This is a genomic window from Lewinella sp. LCG006, from assembly GCF_040784935.1.
GTDB lineage: Bacteria > Bacteroidota > Bacteroidia > Chitinophagales > Saprospiraceae > Lewinella.
The window spans coordinates 4,406,407-4,425,241 of the sequence record NZ_CP160680.1 but is presented as its reverse complement, the minus strand read 5'-3'; the positions used below and the strand labels follow the sequence as shown (position 1 = coordinate 4,425,241).

Genomic DNA, 18,835 nt, shown 5'->3' with positions numbered 1-18,835 from the left:
CAAATTCGACACCTAGTCGACCCTTTCTATTTTGCCTAAGTGCCTGTTTTTCAGCGACAAAGAGACTGATGGTTTCGATTTGGAATAATATTTTACAATTACAAATTGCACGAAAGATTATTCCTTAACCAAACCAATCGTCCATGTTTTACACTAAACAACTACAAATTGGCTTAGCTTTTCTCCTGCTCATGCTCGTCTCTTGCGAAAAGCCCGAAGAAACGAATGAGCGAACTGGCCCTGATTTGAGTACGGAGCAACCTTACTGGGAAGAAAGCAGCTTTTCCACTTACGACACAAGGGCATTGTCCGCACCTTCCGAAGGCCGATCAGTACCAACTGGTGCTACGCTTACGCCTCATTTCCAAAGCTGGCTAGCTGCGAATGGTTATGGTAGTTATAATTTTTCTCGTACCGATATTGTAGGTGATAGCTATGGTGGGAAGACGAGTAACAGTACTCCCGTGACGAAACAGCCCGTGATCTTTATCCATGGCAATTCCGACAAAGCAGTGGGTACGCAATTTGGACAAAGCGGCTGGACGGAGTCCTTGAATTATTTCCTCAGCCAGGGCTATACTGAAGCAGAATTATACGCCATTACCTGGGGAGATGCGGATGCTTCCAGTGCGGCCAACAACTACCATTCCAAAGAAAATGTAATGCGCATCCGTAAGTTTATCGAGGCGGTTAAGGCCTACACTGGTGCGAGTAAAGTGGATATTATTGGCCACTCGATGGGTGTGACACTGGGCCGCAAGGCCGTAAAAGGTGGCTACGGCTACGATCCTAACGATGGTGGCACTTACTACGTCGGTAGTTCACTAACCAGCAGCGTAGATGCCTTCGTTGGTATTGCCGGGGCCAACCAGGGTTTGGTAAGTTGCTACTACGCCAGTGGCGTACCTACTTGCGACGATGTCAATGGCTTCTATCCTGGCTACATGTGGGGATGGTATGGCCCTTATGGTGTTTCTGATTACCTGGTTGACCTCAACAGTTCCTCCGCTTACGAAGGTGCTTATCGCTACAGTATTTGGTCAACCGCGGATCAAATTGTCGGTTATGGATGTATCGTTTACGGTAAGAATACCTGTCAGCTACCAGGACAAACGGGGCAGAAATCTTACGGATCTGCTCCTTATGGGCACTTCAATTTGAAAGACCTGACAGAAGCGGTACAGTACAATATGGTGGTTAATCATGTGGTGATTTAATAAAAATCAGGACAGCACTCCATTTCTATTCAACGTTATGGAGTGCTAGCCTTTTGAAAATCTATTTGAAAAACCGAGTATAAAATTTATTTTTGCGATTGTTAAAAAACTAAAACCATAAAACGCTCTCTCAATGGCAAATCGCAATGAATTGCTTGCCGACTTGCAAGTCCAGGCAAAAGAACGCTTTCTCGCACTTCAATCGACCGAAGAAATCAAGGATTTTCTAAAAAACAATGGTGCCTACCAAAGGGATGTTGACCGTATTTATCGGGAGGTAAAAAGGGACGTCCGTAAAGAATATACTGAACAAGTCGAAGCTTGGGTGAACGAAGGTCAATCGGATGAACAAATTCGGCAGCAATTGACTGGTCAACTTGAGGAAAATCTCCGAGAGCAAGTCATTGTTGCTGGCCGACAATCTGCGGTCAATGCCTTGCAAAGAGAAGTTTATCGATTAATGGACGCCGGTGTACCTATGGAGAAAATCATGGTAGAATGTGCCAGGCCTTGGGCTGATCACCAAACAGTTATGGGCTGGATGGAAAGAAGGATAGCTCAGAAAGAAGAAGCGGTAGCGGAAGAAAGCGGCAGCAATGGCGGCCGCATACTTGGTGCCGTAATACTGGTTGTCGGACTGGGACTTACCTTTGCTTCGATGTCTTCTTCAGGTAGCTCTGGCGGATATTCCGTTTTTTACGGCGCTATTCTCTATGGTTTATTCAAAATGATCAAAGGTTAAGCATGTCTGCCGATAAAGGCCAGAATATGCTCTACAATCTCTTCGCCGGCATCTTCCTGTAGGAAGTGGCCGGCGTCTTTTACCCTTTTATTGGGCAAACCCTCCGCCGTAGGAACGAGGTCAGCAAAGAAACTACGCGCACCACCAATGATGGGGTCCTGGTCGGAAAATGCTACTAGACATGGCTTTTGCCACTCGCTCAGTACCTTGCGGGCTTTTTTCATGTAGGAGACCGCGGGATCGTCGGGCGTCATCGGTACCAGCGCCGGAAAAGCTCTGGCTCCCGCTTTGTATTTCGCGCTGGGGAAGGGGGCATCATAAGCCTTGCGTATCGCACGATCAAGCGGACGATGCGTACCTTGTGCAATGATCCTACCAATGGGAAGAACAGGTGAATTCAGCGCAAAAGCCCGCCAGATATTGAAGGCTTTATTTACGGGGTCGGTGCCGTCAGGAAGAAAGGTATTCATAATCACCAGCCGCTTGAAAAGATCCGGTCGTTGTCCTACCATCGACAGGCCCAACAAGCCTCCCCAGTCTTGTACCACCAGCGTAATCTCTTTGAGTTGCAACTGCTCGAGGAGGTGATGGAAGCTCCTGAAGTGGAAATCGAAAGAATAGTCACTGATATTTTTAGGCTTGTCTGAGCGTCCGAAACCCAACCAATCAAAGGCGATCACTCGCTGGTTCTTCGCCAAGCCCGGAATCATCTTGCGGTACAAGTACGACCAACTAGGCTCGCCGTGGAGGAGTAAAATAGTTTCACCTTCGCCCTCGTCTACATAATGCATTCGCATTCCGTCCCACTCCAGATAGTGCGGCTGAAAAAGCCAACCGGGTAGATCCTGAAAATGTTCATCGGGGGTGCGGAGAAAATCCATAAAGCAGCTTTTTGGGTGATCGAGGGGGTAATCGTACAAATCATTCGCAAGGTACCATTGTTTGTTGGAACACTGCTGGAGTCAGAAATGAATTGGAGGTAACCGGGTTGGCGTTCGGTCTCTACGTATTTGGTCAGTCCTCTTTTTGTCTAACCAAAATTGTTTCCAGAGACCAGCTGAGGGGTCATACACAGTTAAACTTTTAACTCCCAAAGGCTATCCATAAAATAGGCTTTGGGATCTACAAAATTCTGATTGACGGTAAAGCCCGTTTCTTCCGCCAGCTCAATAATGTCGCGTTCGCTGTATTTGGCGGAAACTTCTACCGCGATGGCTTCCCAGGCCTCAAAATGCACACTCAGTTGCAATTGTTCAATTTGTACCAATTGCTCTTCTTTGCTTACGATGTAGCTACGTGCTTCACCACTTAGTGGATTATAAGTTTCCCAGTGCATGAATTTGTCCACGTCGAATGCTCCCCCTAATTCCTTGTTGATCCGGGTGAGAAGGTTGAGGTTGAAAGCGGCAGTGATACCTGCTGGGTCATCGTAAGCTAGTTGCACGATTTTGGGGTCTTTCTTTAGATCAAAACCCGTTAATAACAAATCACCAGCAGAAAGGCAGATCGCCAATTCTTTGATGAACACCTTGGCATTGGGCAAAGGAAAATTACCAATATTACCTCCCAGGAAAAGGACAACTTTACGACGGTGATTGTCTTCTTGTTTGATCTGGGCCAGGGCCTCGGTGTAATCTCCTTTTACAGGATCGACCTTTAATTTTGGGAACTGTTCAGCGCAAGCAGCTGTCAATTGCGTCAAAACATTGCCCGAAATATCAATAGGCCGGTAGGTAAAGTCTGCTTCCTGTTGCAGGAAATAGTCCAGTAAGATTTTAGTCTTGGTACCATCACCAGCACCTAATTCAATCAACTCAAAAGGTGCTTCCCCAAAAGCTTCAAGAATGGCCGCTTTTTGTTGCGTAAATATATCGTACTCACAGTTGGTGAGGTAATACTCAGGCATGGCCATGATGTCCTGAAAAAGTTGATCACCAGCAGCATCATAAAAATATTTACTCGACAGCTGCTTTGGATACTTGCTAAGGCCTTCTTCTACATCAATAGCAAATGTGCTGGTTTCAGTAATTACAGGACTGGAAATAGAATTCATGGGTTGAAAATATTAATTGAGACGGATAGTAGCTTCTCCTGCTGTTAATGCTAGGCCTTATTAATCAAGGTCTTTGGCCAGGCGGATGCCCGTAAACTGCCAACGTTTATCCGTTTGGAAAAAGTTACGATAAGTAGCCCTAATGTGGGAACGGGGCGTAGCACAGGAGCCTCCGCGCAGTACCATCTGGTTGATCATAAATTTACCATTGTACTCGCCTAATGCTCCTTCAGGTCTTGGATACCGAGGGTAAGGTAGGTAGGCACTATTGGTCCATTCCCAAACATTACCTAACAACTGGTCATCTGCATCATCAATGGGAGCGATGGGGCGCCAGTTTTGGTTTTCCACGAAATTGCCCTCGGCGGGAATCTCTTGATGTTGTTGTTGACAAACCACTTCCCACTCTTGTTCTGTAGGCAGTCGATGCCCCGCCCAACGCGCATAAGCATCCGCTTCAAAAAAGCTGACGTGCGTAACGGGGGCATCCAAATCAATAGGGCTCAGCCCTTGCAAGGTATAATGGTACCAAGTCCCCTCCTTTTCGTACCAGTACAGCGGGGCTTTGATGTCTAATTGCCGAGCCCATTCAATGCCCTCCATCTGCCAAAGCTCAAAACGTTCATAAGCGCCATCTTCCATAAAGGTCAGATACTCCCGATTGGTCACCAACCTTTTGGAAAGCGCGAAACGGTTCAGGTAAACCTGGTGTCTACTCAGTTCATTGTCCCAACAAAAATCATACCCTTGGTAGCCAATTTGATAGAGGCCTGCTTCCATCGGGAGCCATTCTTTAGAAAAACTTTGATGGTCAAACTTCTTCTCTGCTTGATCGTAGGCGGGGTAAAGTGGGTTGGTGCCCAGAATATATTTAATATCCGTCACCAATAATTCCTGGTGTTGCTGCTCGTGTTGGAGGCCTATCTCCAGCAGTTGTGCCAATTCCGTTGGCAGCTCTGTCGTCTGGTGTTGGTCCAACAATTGAATGAGGTGCTCATCAACGTATTCGCGGTAAGCAAGAATGGTGGCTGTAGACGGCCGCGTCATATTACCTCGGTTGGTCCGTAAAATTCGCGGCCCCTGGCTCTCGTAGTAGCTATTAAAAAACCAGTTTAGCCGTTCATCGAAAAGCTCGTAATTTGCGAGATGTTCCCGAAGAATGAAATTTTCAAAAAACCAGGTGGTATGCCCTAAGTGCCATTTTGGTGGACTCACATCGCCTGTGGGTTGTACCACATAGTCTTCAGGGTTTAATGGCGCACACAATTGTAAACTCCACTGCCTGATCTGCTGATAGCGGAGTAAATAACGTTTTGAACGGGTTATAGTAGGGGGTGTTTTCATATCTATTGGATGATTTTTCTGCGCAAAAATATAGTCTTAATCGGCATCTTTTATTTCCACACCTTTCCAGAAGGCAACCCGATCCGTGATTTCCTTCGCAGCATCTTTGGGCGTAGGATAATACCAGACAGCATCAGCGTTGGTAGCCCCATTAACTTCCAAAGAATAATAGGAAGCTGTACCTTTCCAAGGACAAACAGTATGCGTACTGCTCTCCTTGAGGAATTCTTTTTTCAGGCTATCCGCTGGAAAATAGTAATTCCCTTCAAGGCGCACTAAATCATTGCTTTCCGCAATCACTTGCCCATTCCAGATGGCTAGTTTCTTCATTATATTAAAAGATTAGTTTAGCATTTACAAATGAAGTAACTATTCGTTGGCCCAAGTTGTTGAATACGAAAGCGCATAATGCCAGAATTTAGTCCGTTTTCGGACATTTTTTTAACCCAAAGCTAATTTGACCTACCATGATGGATTTTTCTCTGCTTGGCTCCTCTACCTTGAATATTTCTCGAATTGCGCTCGGAGGCATGTCCTTCCCTTCAGTTGAGATGGGCCAGAAAATAATCCAAACAGCCCTGGAGGGAGGTATCAACTTATTCGACACCGCTGATCTTTATGACAAAGGAGACAATGAACGAATTGTAGGTAAAGCCTTGGCCACGATCCGCCAGGAGGTTTTTATCGCTACCAAGGTGGGTAATCGTTGGCGGGCAGATGGCAGCGGTTGGGATTGGGTACCACGCAAAGCGTACATTATGACTGCTGTAGAAGCCAGCCTGGAACGCTTGGGCACGGATTACATTGACCTCTATCAGCTGCACGGAGGCACTATTGAAGATCCTCTGGAAGAAGTGGTGGAAGCCTTTGAGTTGCTGAAAGATCAGGGAAAAATCCGTGCTTATGGTATCTCCAGCATCCGTCCGAATACCATTCGTAAGTGGACGGCCTTGTCTCAAGGGGTAAGCTGCATGTCGCAGTATAGTCTCTTGGATCGCCGGCCCGAAGAATTTGTATTGGGACACCTTCAGCAAGCTGGTCATGGCATCCTGGTCCGGGGAGCACTGGCCAAAGGGCTTCTTGCTGGTCGGCCAGCCCAGTCGTACCTCGATCATAGTGCAGACCAAGTCGCCAACGTGCAAGCCGAAATGCTAAAACAGGTGAATAAAGAAGACCTTCCCGGATTGGCACTGGCGTATTGCCTGCGTTCTCCTGCGGTAGCATCCGTGGTGCTAGGCGCTAGCCAACCTGATCAAATCAGCAGTGCTCTCGCCGCCTGGCAGCGCGTCAATGCCCAAGACATTAATTTCCCACAACTTGCTGAAGCCGTACCCTTTTACGACTATACCCAGCATCGCTGAGAATGGGGGCAAAATTATATTCCCTTATAATCCCTCGTATGGTTCAAAAAAAACATCCTTAGGTGGTTCAAAGAAAATCAAAACAAAAAACTAAACATCACGCGTAGCCTTTGCATGAAACCAGGTTTAGGGGTCGCTTTGCGGTAAGGCCTATCTTCGAGGGTATTTGGATACATTTTGAGGAGTATTTTGAGTGAATAGGAGTTTTTATTCTGCGCTGGCAACGGCCTTTCCCAGCCGAATAGGGTCGCCGAGTAGTTGGCCCCAATCGTCGTAATCGCCGATCTCTATTTTTCCGTTCGGGAAAAGGTGTATTTGCCTTTGTGGCCCAGCCTTAATCCCGTGCATGTTCAGCAACGACTGGTATTTCTCCATCAGCTCACCTGTGGGAATAACTTCATTGATAAAGAGGTCGTGAAATTCAAATTCAATTTTTACACCTTCATGCTGGCCTACCAATTGATCCGCTACCAACTCGCGGAGGAGTTCATCTCGGAGGACAATCTCTTCCGTGCTCAGTAGAAAGGTATCGTTGGCAACACATTCCGGGCAGGCATTGCTAAAATTCAAAAAGAAAAGCGTACAAAGGATACTAAAAACAGTCGGGTATTTCATCATTCTTGGTTTTATCTTCCTCTGGGTGATAAGAGGAACTGGGTTCGGTTATTTAGAGGCAAGTGGTATGCCGAAAAACAAAAAACAACACAAAAAACTGATTATCAATCACATAAACACAATACCGTTCCTAGGTCAACAAAAAAATATGTTCGCTATCGAACACTTGTTGTGCGCAAGTGGACGGTACATTGTCAAGATGCCTTGAAAAAGCCTTGACCACTATGCTCAATTCACGTACTTTCGCTACAAGCCATTTCAAACTTATGATCAAGACCACCCATACCGTTATTTTACTCATTGCGATCGTCTACATACTAGTCGTCACCAAGGTGCTTTTATTACCATTTGTGGTGGCTTTATTGATTTGGTACCTCGTTAAAGATATTAGAGACTTTATTGCACGCAACCGTTTTATTAAACGGCGCTTTCCCCGGTGGTTGCAGAATACGCTGGTGTTTGTGATCATTTTCGGGGTACTCACCTTTGTTTCTCGCCTATTGGTAGGTAGTATCGCCACGTTTGCCGACAAGCTGGTCATTTACGAAGCCAATGTCACGGTATTAAATGATTACCTCGAACAGCGTTTCCATTTTGACTTTATTGATTACGTCCAGAATTTCACGGGCAGTTTTGATTTTACCCAAATCCTGGAGCCGGTCGTCAATGGTCTGAGCCAATTGCTCAGTGATGGCTTTATGATCGTCCTCTACGTCATCTTTTTGTTGATGGAGGAATCAACTTTTTCAATCAAGCATCGCCTATTGTTCAAGGACGAAGAACGTTATCAACAAACGATGGAGCTGATCAACAAGATCGACGCTTCCTTTGGTAATTATATCTCCATCAAAACCCTTACGAGTTTCCTTACGGCGCTGCTGAGCTTTATTGTGATGAATATTTTGGGGGTAGATACCCCCTTGCTTTGGGCCATCGTCATCTTTTTGCTAAATTATATCCCTAGCATTGGTTCCTTAATAGCGACCACTTTTCCGGCTATCATCGCCATATTACAAGAAGGCGACCCCTGGGCGGGGTTGTGGGTATTGATTGGAGTTGGAATCATCCAGGTGTTGGTCGGTAATTTTTTAGAACCTAGAATGATGGGCAACTCACTTAATATCAGCCCACTCGTCGTCATCCTGTCCCTCATTGCCTGGGGAGCTATTTGGGGTGTATTGGGCATGGTGCTCAGCGTACCCATCATGGTGATGCTCATCATTGTCTGCGCCCGCTTCGAATCCACGAGGCAAATTGCTATTCTTCTTTCCGAAAATGGGGAGGTGAGCTAAGCTACCCAATCAAATAAAGGCTCAGGAGCGCCACCGCAAAGTAGGTAGCAATAACAGCGGCCCCAGCGTAATCCTTGCTCAGACGTTGGCCAAAGAACAACATCAGCAGCGCGACGGTGGACAACTGAATGCCGTATTGCGCAAAGGTAAGGTCATCACTGATGAGGATCTGCGCCACTCCAATCACGCAAAGTATACCCGCAGTGAGTTCTACTATGGTGAGTATGCTCAACAACAGCGGAACCATTCCCGCTAGTGGACTGTCCTTGAAATGCCCCTTCAACCAGGAGAGGTTACCCTTTCGGTCCAGTACTTTATCCAGGCCGGACTGAACAAAAACGATGGCCCAAAAGGTAGTCAGTGCAAGTTGTGTAAAGGTGAGGATCGATAGCATAGTTGTAGGTTGATTTTGAATAGAGAGCTAAATTAGCTATTTTTTCGAACACCATGTTGGCAACATTTTTTGTATTTGGCTTATTATACCCGTTACTAAGTGGTCTGGGACATTCTCACTTGTCCTTTTCTACTCTGACTGCGTTAAAAAGCCTCGCCGAAGCTTAGGCTTCGCCTACGTTTTTCGCCTTCTCAGAGCAGAAAATGACGTTGCGATAATATTCCCAAACCACTTAGTGCCGGGTATAGTAACGGAACAAACCTGTCTACCTTCAATACGCAGGCAGGAATGGAATCCGTTATTTTCGTCAAATTACGCTGGTCTATTTTTATCGTTTTTTTTACTTTTGCAGTCCTTCCGAAATGTTGCAATATTCCTCCATCAAGAAGGGTCATTAATAACCAAACTTTAATTCGTTAACCATGGGAAAAGGAGATAAGAAATCCACGAAAGGTAAACGTTGGCGCGGTTCTTTTGGTAATTCAAGACCAAAGAATAAAAAAGCGTCAACTGCACCTAAGAAGCAGGATGCTTAATCAAAAAAAAATGGATAGGGCGGTCGTCCTATCCATTTTTTTTTTACGCCTTTGCTCTTTTTCACCGGTACCTTAAGATCAATCTTGAACTCATCGCCAACTTGTAGAGTTGTGCTGCTAGAGGTATCAAATACCTCCGACTTTTCATACCCCACTTCCGACTTTGAAATGAGGATTAGTTTATAAACTGGAGATCAACGACTTTTTGCGTCGTCCCCTTGGTAAACATACATTTGGCGAAGGTGGCCGACCAAATCCCGTCATGTTAGAAGCTCCCACTGACGCTTTCTGCATACCCGCAAAATTCCTGTCGATTTCCCCATTGCTGTTTTCATCATGAAAAACGGCCACTGCATAAATGGTCAATTCAGCTTATTTATTCGACTAAAATTTGTAAAAATATGAACTTTTCCAGCCTTTGAAAATGTTCTCGTTCGTAGGGCATTATGTACAAATAAAATGACAGCAGAAATGCCTTCTCAGCTAAAATTTATCCGTGTAACCACCAAAATTTATTAGCAAAATGTCATCTACCCCCAACATCTCAAAAGAGAAATCTCCTGATTTATTTGAGCGTCCCTGGCTCAACAAACTTACGCGAACCCACGTTGCTTTCCCGGTAGGAATTTTCCTTGTTTCCGCAGTTGGTCTTCTTTATTTTGCGAGTATCAACACCCAGCTTTCGGTGCTAACACTCGTAACTTTGTTTTTTGGCGGCCTTCTGTTCTTCACCTTTACGGAATATAGCATTCACCGTTGGGTCTACCATCCTCCCGAAAATGCTTCCGAAGGGTTTGTGAATTTCACGTACAAAATCCATGGGATTCACCACGACTACCCAAAAGACAAGCAGCGCTTGGCAATGCCCCCTTGGCTGACGGTTCTCATCTCCGTAGTTTTGTTATTGCTATTCAAGCTGATTATGGGGCAGTATAGCTTTGCCTTTTTGGCGGGCTTTTTTGCCGGCTATGCTTTCTACCTCATGATTCACTACACTGTTCATATTTTCCCGATGCCCAAAAACAGGTTGCGTGTTTTTTGGGTCAACCACGCCATTCATCACTACAGTGAGGATGACATCATGTTTGGTGTGTCAAATCCTTTGTGGGATTATATTTTTGGCACCTACCCTTCGAAAGAGGTGAAAAAGAAAATTTTGGTAAAAAAGTAAAGTCACTTGCCAAGTAATTTGACGGAAATAACTGATTCCATTTTTCCCAACGATTCGCGAATATTTTCACGCAAGCTCCTTTTAGTTGCTTGCTTAGAAAATTTTAGCGAATCAAACCTGCCTACCTGCGGTACGCAGGCAGGAATGGAATCAGTTATTTTTGATCCGTCACCAACGTACACTAGGTAGGGCAGCGTCTTTGTTTGAGTTGATGCTGTCCTGCTTAATTCCTTCAGTAAAATGGTTGTTTCTATGATTTGAAGCTATACACTAATTTTTCTCTTCAGCAACCTATATCAACTATGCCCAACGAGCTTCAAGTCGTCATTTCCGTGTTAACGGCCGGAAAACCAGAGGAAGTCAGTGAAACTTATTTACAGCAAAAGCTGGATTTGAGTCCCAGCGACTTTGTGCAACAATATCATTCTTTTTCCCGCCTGCTAAAAGTAGCTAGCTTGTATTGCTTTCAAACATTGAAAGCGGAGCTTGAAGTGGTCTGGCAATTGACCACGGATACCTTGCATAAACTCTTCTACAGCTTGATCGTCATACAGCGCCCGGAAAACCAGAAAAGACGACGCTACCTAGAGATTGTAGAACGCCGTCTTCCGCTTTTCGCCGAAGACCTGCGCATGGACGTGCTGGATTTTGTGCAGGATCACTTCCGTCGACTTTTGATAAAAGCGCAGAAAGAAGGACTGCTAAAGGCTAATTTATCCCCCGCGATCACCGCCGACCGGCTGTGGCAGCTGAATGCCTCAGCGCTTTTGAAAGCCGTCCATGATAACACGAAAGCTTACTGGCTCAATGAAGTAGTGTTAGAACTCTGGCCGCTGATCCAACAACTCTGCACCCCCAAAGGAGAAAAGTACATGACTATCATTCTCAACCCTTCTTACCAGCAAACTTTCAATCATTACGGACGGCAGGACGAGGGTAGCGCTACTGAGTAGATCACAAACAACACCTTAACTTACCTCTTTTCGCACCCGTAGACTTTCAATGACTACGGCCAAAAGAATGATACCTCCGCCCAGATAAGTCGACCAGCCAGGATGCTCATTTAGAAAAATGATGCCCAGAATAATCCCGTATACGGGTTGCGCACAGCTCATAATACTGGCCGTAGTAATAGAAAAATGTCGAAAACTCCGCAGAAAAAGGGTGTGCCCCAGAGCAGTTGTCAGTACTGCCAACAAAGCTATATACGGCCAGGCCGTTTGAATATCACCAGTACCCTCCCAAAACAAAAACGGCAGCAAAACCACACTCACCGCCAGCATGTGGTGGTACATGATGATGGTGCCACTGTAGCGGCTGACCTGCCTTTTCATCAGGATATTGCGCAAAGCATAAATACTGGCCGAAAATACTCCCCAGGCAATGGCCTGCACCTGCCCATTGGCCAGATCAAACTCCGGCACCAGAAAATAGATGCCCAAAAGCGTAAGGCCACCCAACAGCAGATGAGTGGCCTGAAAGCGCGTTTTCAGCAAAAGGGGTTCCAATACAGCCGTAATCACCGGATAGGTAAACAAGGAGAGCATTCCGATAGCTACACTGGATAATTGCAGGGAAATGAAATAGGTAACCCAATGCAGCGCAATTAATACACCACCACCCAAAATCAAGTACCGATCTCTGCGATCATCAATCCAGAGTTGTTGTCGCTGCAACTTCAACAGTGCCATAAACACAAGACTGGCCAATGCTGCCCGCCAAAAGATGACCACCGTAGCAGGCATAGCGATCAGCCTCCCCAACGGGCCCGAAGTAGCAATGCAGAAAATGGCCAAATGAAGGAGGAGAACGTTTTTTAAATGAGACGGGGCTGCCATGAGGTACCATTGGGTGAGTGCCCAAGATACGGTGTAAATTGGCACCGGGTGAGGGGTTTTTCTTTGAACCACATCAGGCACCTAAGACACATAAGGATTTTTTTCTTTGTTGTCTTAGGTGTCTTATATGGTTCCAAAAACCTACCAATCAATCCGTTCCCCATCGCGGAAGAAGCCGCCGGTGGGGCCACCATCAGCGATGGTAGCTGCCCAGACGATGCCTTTGGCACCTTCAGGGATAGAGCGTGTGGCTTCCTTGCCGCCCATGTCGGTGCGTACCCAGCCGGGGCAGACGGCATTGACGAGGATATTGTCGTTGGCTGTAAGGTGAGCCAGTTTGATGGTCAGTACATTGAGGGCGGCTTTTGACATGGCATAGGCAGGTTTACCACCGTCCATACCATTGAGGGCGCCGGCGCCACTGGAGACATTCACGACTCGACCGAAGCCATTTGCCTGCATCATCGGGACGAAAGCTTGTGCCATACGCCAGGGACCGAAAAGGTTGGCCTCGATGGTTTCGTGGCATTCTTCCAAATCTGCGTTCAGGGCATTGTGCCAGGTATCGTAGTTGATGCCCGCGTTGTTGACCAACACATCTAAGCGGCCATAATTATTGATGATCCACTCCTTGATAGTGGCAATGCTTTGATCGTTGTTGACATCCAGCTGGTGGTAGACGATATCCAAACCATCTTGGGCAATGTCCGCGAGGGCCGCACGGCCTTTGTCTTCGGTTCTGCTGGTGAGAATCACCCGATAACCTTGCTCAGCCAACTGGCGACATACTTCTTTCCCTAAACCACGGTTGGCGCCCGTTACCAGGGCTATTTTGGCGTTTTTCATTGACTTTTTTTGATGAAGCGCATAGACTGATACCCAGGCGCTGTCCCATCCTAACCGCACTCCTTGACGAAAAGTTTATTTCAGGCTCAATTTCTAACGAGGGGAGCAACTGTTAGTAAACTTACCCTATTGGTATCCCCCCTTACATTTCCTTATCATCCCTGATATGGTTCAAAACCCTATCCCGCCCCACTACCTAACCATTAGGTATAGTTTAGGTATTCCTGATTTTGGGCTTGTGGTGATCAAAAAAAAACTGTTGTTTTATAACTTGTACGTAATATTTTCCTTCCTCAGGGTTTTTCTTCCCTCTTCCTTTCTTATCTTTGCAGCGCTAAAGGGTAAAAACTGTGTCAGTTACTGAACTTTCTCATCCCTGTTTTGTCTTAATGGCATAATATCTTATTTAGATTTAGTCTAAATCCTAAAGTACCGCCACCATATGAGCGATTCAATGCAGACTTTGGAGCAACACACCCAAAGTGAATACAAATACGGCTTCACCAGTGACATCGAAACGGATATCTTTCCGGTTGGGTTGAATGAAGAGGTCGTACGCATGATTTCTGCAAAAAAGAACGAACCTGAGTTTCTAACCGAATGGCGCTTGCAGGCCTTCCGCCACTGGCAAACCATGACCGAACCGGAATGGCCTAATGTTGATTACAAGAAGGTAGATTATCAATCTATCAGCTACTATGCCGCTCCAAAAACGAAGCCACAGTACGAAAGTCTGGACGAAGTAGACCCGGAATTGCTAGCGACCTTCAACAAGTTGGGTATTCCCCTGGAAGAGCAAAAATTCCTGGCAGGGGTAGCTGTTGACGCAGTTATTGACAGTGTTTCGGTAAAGACGACTTATACCGAAAAGCTTGGTGAGCTAGGTATTATTTTCTGTTCATTCAGCGAAGCAGTACACAACCACCCCGAACTGATCAAGAAATACCTGGGAACTGTGGTTCCTCACACGGATAACTTCTTCGCGGCACTGAATTCTGCCGTATTTAGTGATGGTTCCTTTGTTTACATCCCGAAAGGCGTACGTTGCCCGATGGAATTGTCTACTTATTTTCGTATCAATGCGGCTAATACCGGACAGTTTGAACGTACACTCATCGTAGCGGAAGACAGCAGTTATGTAAGCTACCTGGAAGGTTGTACCGCACCGATGCGCGATGAGAACCAGCTACACGCCGCAGTGGTAGAACTCGTAGCACTGGATAATGCCGAGATCAAGTACTCTACGGTACAAAACTGGTACCCCGGTGACAGTGAAGGCAAAGGTGGTATTTACAACTTCGTTACCAAGCGTGGGATTTGCCAAGGAAGAAATTCCAAGATCAGCTGGACACAGGTGGAAACCGGTTCTGCCATTACTTGGAAGTACCCAAGTTGTATCCTCAAAGGCGACAACTCTATCGGCGAATTTTACTCTGTAGCCGTTACGAACAACAAGCAACAGGCCGATACCGGTACCAAGATGATTCACATTGGTAAAAACACCAAGAGTACCATCATCTCTAAAGGTATCTCTGCGGGACGTTCGCACAACTCTTACCGCGGATTGGTGAAAGTGGGCAAACGTGCTGAAAATGCACACAATTTCTCTCAGTGTGATTCGCTCCTGATGGGTGACCGTTGTGGTGCACACACCTTCCCTTATCTGGAAATTGAGAACAGCACCGCTAAAGTGGAACACGAAGCGACGACCTCAAAAATCGGGGAAGACCAAATGTTCTACCTCAAGCAACGCGGCCTCAGCGAAGAAGACGCCATCAACATGATCGTTAATGGTTACTGTAAAGAAGTTTTCAACGAACTTCCCATGGAATTCGCCGCTGAAGCGCAAAAACTACTTGCCATCAGTTTGGAAGGCAGCGTAGGTTAATCAAACTCTAATATTAGCATCTTAAAATAAGCATTCATGCTCACGATTAAGGATCTCCAAGCATCCATTGAAGACAAGGCTATCCTCCGGGGTATTAATCTGGATATTAAGCCCGGTGAAATTCACGCCATCATGGGCCCTAACGGTTCTGGCAAAAGCACCCTGGCTAATGTACTAGCAGGCCGCGAAGAATACGAAGTAACCGGTGGTTCGATTGATTACCTCGGTGAAGATTTGCTCGAAATGGAAGTAGAAGAGAGAGCACACGCAGGTATGTTTCTTGCTTTCCAGTACCCTGTAGAAATTCCAGGTGTAAGCAACGCTACTTTCCTCAAAAGCTCCGTGAATGCGGTTCGCGTAGCACGCGGTGAAGAAGAGTTGAAGCCCGTGGAAGTATTGAAACTCCTTCGCGCTAAAGCTAAGATGTTAGGCATTGACGAGTCTTTCCTCAAGCGTTCTTTGAACGAAGGTTTTTCTGGTGGGGAAAAGAAGCGTAACGAAATGCTGCAAATGGCTCTTTTAGAGCCAAAGCTGGCTGTTCTTGACGAAACCGATAGTGGTCTTGACATCGACGCCTTGAAGATTGTTGCGGACGCCGTCAATCAATTGCGCAGTCCTGATCGTTCTTTCATCATCGTGACGCACTACCAGCGTCTGCTTAATTACATCGTTCCGGATTACGTTCACGTCCTCTTTGAAGGACGCATCGTAAAGTCTGGCGACAAGAGCCTGGCCCTCGAACTTGAGGAAAAAGGATACGACTGGATCAAAGCTGAGCAATCAGCTACCGTTTAATTAAGCCCAAAAGCGATACACATGTCAGCAATTTTGCAAGATCAAGATACTGCCACCAAAGACTGGTACAAGCAATTGTTCCAGACTTATCGGCAAGGGCTCAACGGGCATAGCGAACACCCTCTAGCTCAGTTTCGCCTGGCTGCTTACGAGCAGTTGGAAGGACAAGATTTCCCTACCCGTCGGGAGGAAGACTGGAAATATTCCGGTGCGCCCATCGCGCGGATGATGGAAAACCGCTTTCAGGCAACCAGTGCTCCTACAGTGGATGCTAAAACGATAGCAGCTTACCAGATTCCTGAGCTTACAGCAGCGACTTTCGTCTTTGTGAATGGCGTTTTTCAGGAAGCTCTCTCGGCCAGCACGCTCCCTAAGGGTGTAAGCGTTGAGCATATCAGCACTGCTCTTGAAAACAATGAGAAGCGTACCTGGATTGAAGATCAAGTAGCGCAAGCAGGAGGTACCGAACACAATACCTTTTTGCCGCTCAACCGGGCTTTCGCCCAACATGGCCTCTACATCGAGACCGAGCGCAATGCCCAGGTAGACCTGCCGATCTATTGCCTTTACTTGAACACCCCCAACGAGGAAGCTCACCTAAGCAATCCCCAGCTGTTTGTGCGGGTACGTAGCGGAAGCACGCTTTCTTTTATCGAGCGTTTTCAGGCAACACCAGCTACTGGCAGCTACTTCACAAACGTAGCCAACTGGATCAGTGTAGAAGACAACGCCCACTGCCATCACTACAAACTCCAAATGGAGAATGGACAGGCGCTGCTAATACACAATACTTTGGTACGCCAGGGACGCGATAGCACTTACAGTAATTACAGCCTCGACTTGGGTGGAAAAGTAGTTCGTAACAACCTTGCTACTACCCTACTCGGTTCTAATACCAACACCAACTATTACGGTGTTTACCTCGGCGACCAGCAGCAGCACATTGATAACCAAACTTTTATCGACCACGCTGTACCGCATTGCCAGAGCAACGAATTGTATAAAGGTATCCTCACGGATTATGCCCGTGGCGTATTCAATGGTAAAGTAATGGTACGCCAGGATGCCCAGAAAACCAATGCTTTCCAGCAAAACAGCAGCCTGGTACTCTCCAAGAATGCCATCATGGACGCCAAGCCTCAGCTCGAAATCTTTGCGGATGACGTTCGGTGTAGCCACGGTGCCACCATTGGCCAACTCGACGAGACCAGCGTATTCTTCCTCCGTAGTCGCGGATTATCAGAAGCGCAAGCGCGGCAATTGTTACAGCAAGCTTTCCTCGGCGAGGTGATTGAAACGATGCCCAACGAAGCGGTACAGGCTTACGCGATGGAGATGTTGGTGGCGAAATTGTTGGGATAGTTTTTTTACCACATAGATGCATAGATAAGGCGAAAAGTCAAACAACTATGTGGCTAGGTGGTTATACAATAGTTTACCGCATAGACACATAGTGATATAACCTATGTGACAGATGGTGAATAAAAAAGTTAAGTTCATGTCTAACATCATCACCGCTCCGGCTTTAGATATCGCACGTATCCGTGCTGATTTCCCCCTTCTTGAAGGCGAGATGCGAGGCAAGCCACTGGTTTTTCTCGACAGTGCCGCTTCCAGTCAGAAGCCACAGCAGGTATTAGATGCTTTAGACTATTACTACCGCCATCAGAATGCCAACGTACATCGGGGTGTTTATGAACTGAGCCAACAAGCTACCGATGCTTTTGAGCTGGGCCGCGAACGGGCACGCCACTTCCTTAATGCAGGCAGTACCCAAGAGGTAATCTTTGTCAAGGGATGCACCGATGGCATCAATCTGGTTGCTTCTTCGTTTGGGCGCAAATTCCTACGGGAAGGAGACGAGGTGATTATCTCCGCGATGGAGCACCATTCGAACATCGTTCCCTGGCAGTTGGCCTGCGAATACAGTGGGGCCATCCTGAAAGTGATCCCCATCAACGATCGTGGAGAATTGATCATGGAGGAGTACAAAAAACTTCTCAGCGAGCGCACCAAAATCGTATCGATTGTCCACGTTTCCAATGCCTTGGGGACCATTAATCCTGCTAAAGAAATCATCGACTTGGCGCACGAACGTGGTATTCCGGTACTGCTGGACGGTGCCCAGGCTACGCCTCACATGAAGGTGGATGTACAGGCACTGGATGTAGATTTTTATACCTTTTCTGGTCATAAAGTCTTTGGACCTACAGGTATTGGTATCCTTTACGGCAAGAAAAAATGGTTGGATGCGATGCCTCCTTACCAGGGCGGTGGCGAGATGATTGCTACGGTTTCTTTTGAGAAAACCACCTACAACGAACTGCCCTTCAAATTTGAAGCAGGTACTCCCGATATTTCCGGGGCCGTAGGTTTGGGCGTAGCCCTGGAATACATCGAGCAGATCGGGCAAGAAAATATCAGCGCCCACGAGCAACAATTACTGGAGGCGGCAACAAAACAACTCCTGGCCATCGACGGTTTAAGGATTGTCGGTACCGCAGAAAACAAGGCCAGTGTGATCTCCTTCCTCATCGAAGGCACCCACCCCTACGATTTGGGGACGATCCTCGACAAGCTGGGCATTGCCGTTCGTACGGGCCACCACTGTACCCAGCCCCTGATGGATCGCTTCGAAATTCCAGGTACGGTACGGGCTTCTTTTGCGGTCTACAATACCATGGAAGACGTAGACAAACTCGTTGCTGGTGTGAAGCGGGCGGCGAATATGTTACGTTAAAAG

At 46.7% G+C, this 18,835-nt stretch carries 20 protein-coding genes; 11 read left to right on the top strand and 9 right to left on the bottom strand.

Annotated elements, in window-relative coordinates:
* Positions 1-143: 143 nt before the first annotated feature.
* Both AB0L18_RS15965 and AB0L18_RS15960 read left to right on the top strand, forming a co-directional pair.
* Positions 144-1,217, top strand: a complete 1,074-nt coding sequence (locus AB0L18_RS15965) for a lipase family protein (RefSeq protein ID WP_367388303.1) — start codon at positions 144-146, stop codon at positions 1,215-1,217.
* A gap of 133 nt (positions 1,218-1,350) precedes the next feature.
* On the top strand, positions 1,351-1,959 hold the full coding sequence (locus AB0L18_RS15960; RefSeq protein ID WP_367388302.1) for a hypothetical protein: 609 nt from the start codon (positions 1,351-1,353) through the stop codon (positions 1,957-1,959).
* On the opposite strand, the gene AB0L18_RS15955 is transcribed toward AB0L18_RS15960, so the two are convergent.
* From AB0L18_RS15955 to AB0L18_RS15940, 4 genes are all read right to left on the bottom strand, one after another.
* Positions 1,956-2,840 carry a haloalkane dehalogenase gene (locus AB0L18_RS15955; protein WP_367388301.1) on the bottom strand — a complete coding sequence of 295 codons (885 nt, stop codon included), beginning with the start codon at positions 2,838-2,840 and terminating at the stop codon, positions 1,956-1,958. The two genes, AB0L18_RS15960 and AB0L18_RS15955, sit on opposite strands and share 4 nt — an antisense overlap.
* Positions 2,841-3,034: 194 nt before the next feature.
* Positions 3,035-4,012 carry an L-histidine N(alpha)-methyltransferase gene (egtD, locus tag AB0L18_RS15950; protein WP_367388300.1) on the bottom strand — a complete coding sequence of 326 codons (978 nt, stop codon included), beginning with the start codon at positions 4,010-4,012 and terminating at the stop codon, positions 3,035-3,037.
* Between the two features lie 60 nt (positions 4,013-4,072).
* Entirely contained in the window at positions 4,073-5,356 is a 1,284-nt protein-coding gene (gene egtB, locus AB0L18_RS15945; protein ID WP_367388299.1) for an ergothioneine biosynthesis protein EgtB, read from the bottom strand.
* A gap of 36 nt (positions 5,357-5,392) precedes the next feature.
* On the bottom strand, positions 5,393-5,686 hold the full coding sequence (locus tag AB0L18_RS15940) for a DUF427 domain-containing protein (RefSeq protein WP_367388298.1): 294 nt from the start codon (positions 5,684-5,686) through the stop codon (positions 5,393-5,395).
* 137 nt (positions 5,687-5,823) lie between these two features.
* On the opposite strand from AB0L18_RS15940, the gene AB0L18_RS15935 reads away from it, so the two are divergent.
* Positions 5,824-6,717: an aldo/keto reductase gene (locus AB0L18_RS15935; protein ID WP_367388297.1), complete on the top strand. Its 894-nt coding sequence runs from the start codon at positions 5,824-5,826 to the stop codon at positions 6,715-6,717.
* Between the two features lie 207 nt (positions 6,718-6,924).
* Here AB0L18_RS15935 and AB0L18_RS15930 read toward each other — a convergent pair whose 3' ends face one another.
* A complete protein-coding gene (locus tag AB0L18_RS15930; protein WP_367388296.1) occupies positions 6,925-7,335 on the bottom strand; it encodes a hypothetical protein in 411 nt (136 codons plus the stop codon).
* 263 nt (positions 7,336-7,598) lie between these two features.
* Between AB0L18_RS15930 and AB0L18_RS15925 the strand changes: the two genes are divergently transcribed.
* Positions 7,599-8,624, top strand: coding sequence for an AI-2E family transporter (locus AB0L18_RS15925; RefSeq protein ID WP_367388295.1), 1,026 nt, complete (start codon positions 7,599-7,601; stop codon positions 8,622-8,624).
* A 1-nt stretch (position 8,625) separates the two neighbouring features.
* Here the strand turns inward: AB0L18_RS15925 and AB0L18_RS15920 are convergent, their stop codons facing one another.
* Positions 8,626-9,018 (bottom strand): DoxX family protein, encoded by a 393-nt coding sequence (locus tag AB0L18_RS15920; RefSeq protein WP_367388294.1) that lies wholly within the window; start codon positions 9,016-9,018, stop codon positions 8,626-8,628.
* Positions 9,019-9,440: 422 nt separating this feature from the next.
* Here AB0L18_RS15920 and AB0L18_RS15915 point away from each other — a divergent pair, with 422 nt between their 5' ends.
* The gene (locus AB0L18_RS15915) at positions 9,441-9,554 is read left to right on the top strand and encodes a 30S ribosomal protein THX (RefSeq protein ID WP_367388293.1); all 114 of its coding nucleotides are present in this window, start codon (positions 9,441-9,443) and stop codon (positions 9,552-9,554) included.
* A gap of 180 nt (positions 9,555-9,734) precedes the next feature.
* On the opposite strand, the gene AB0L18_RS15910 is transcribed toward AB0L18_RS15915, so the two are convergent.
* Positions 9,735-9,905 (bottom strand): DUF2141 domain-containing protein, encoded by a 171-nt coding sequence (locus AB0L18_RS15910; RefSeq protein ID WP_367393157.1) that lies wholly within the window; start codon positions 9,903-9,905, stop codon positions 9,735-9,737.
* A 172-nt stretch (positions 9,906-10,077) separates the two neighbouring features.
* On the opposite strand from AB0L18_RS15910, the gene AB0L18_RS15905 reads away from it, so the two are divergent.
* Together AB0L18_RS15905 and AB0L18_RS15900 are read left to right on the top strand one after the other, a co-directional pair.
* Complete coding sequence (locus AB0L18_RS15905; protein WP_367388292.1) at positions 10,078-10,725, top strand: sterol desaturase family protein; 648 nt, start codon at positions 10,078-10,080, stop codon at positions 10,723-10,725.
* A gap of 302 nt (positions 10,726-11,027) precedes the next feature.
* Positions 11,028-11,678 carry a hypothetical protein gene (locus AB0L18_RS15900; RefSeq protein ID WP_367388291.1) on the top strand — a complete coding sequence of 217 codons (651 nt, stop codon included), beginning with the start codon at positions 11,028-11,030 and terminating at the stop codon, positions 11,676-11,678.
* A 15-nt stretch (positions 11,679-11,693) separates the two neighbouring features.
* On the opposite strand, the gene AB0L18_RS15895 is transcribed toward AB0L18_RS15900, so the two are convergent.
* Together AB0L18_RS15895 and AB0L18_RS15890 are read right to left on the bottom strand one after the other, a co-directional pair.
* Positions 11,694-12,608, bottom strand: coding sequence for a DMT family transporter (locus AB0L18_RS15895; protein ID WP_367388290.1), 915 nt, complete (start codon positions 12,606-12,608; stop codon positions 11,694-11,696).
* Between the two features lie 96 nt (positions 12,609-12,704).
* The gene (locus tag AB0L18_RS15890; RefSeq protein ID WP_367388289.1) at positions 12,705-13,409 is read right to left on the bottom strand and encodes an SDR family oxidoreductase; all 705 of its coding nucleotides are present in this window, start codon (positions 13,407-13,409) and stop codon (positions 12,705-12,707) included.
* Positions 13,410-13,851: 442 nt separating this feature from the next.
* On the opposite strand from AB0L18_RS15890, the gene sufB reads away from it, so the two are divergent.
* The 4 genes from sufB to AB0L18_RS15870 all read left to right on the top strand — a co-directional run bounded on the left by sufB (position 13,852) and on the right by AB0L18_RS15870 (position 18,832).
* Positions 13,852-15,297, top strand: a complete 1,446-nt coding sequence (gene sufB / locus AB0L18_RS15885) for a Fe-S cluster assembly protein SufB (RefSeq protein WP_367388288.1) — start codon at positions 13,852-13,854, stop codon at positions 15,295-15,297.
* A gap of 36 nt (positions 15,298-15,333) precedes the next feature.
* Positions 15,334-16,092 (top strand): Fe-S cluster assembly ATPase SufC, encoded by a 759-nt coding sequence (sufC, locus tag AB0L18_RS15880; RefSeq protein ID WP_367388287.1) that lies wholly within the window; start codon positions 15,334-15,336, stop codon positions 16,090-16,092.
* Between the two features lie 21 nt (positions 16,093-16,113).
* Entirely contained in the window at positions 16,114-17,454 is a 1,341-nt protein-coding gene (gene sufD, locus AB0L18_RS15875) for a Fe-S cluster assembly protein SufD (protein WP_367388286.1), read from the top strand.
* Between the two features lie 136 nt (positions 17,455-17,590).
* Entirely contained in the window at positions 17,591-18,832 is a 1,242-nt protein-coding gene (locus AB0L18_RS15870; protein ID WP_367388285.1) for a SufS family cysteine desulfurase, read from the top strand.
* Positions 18,833-18,835 lie beyond the last annotated feature (3 nt).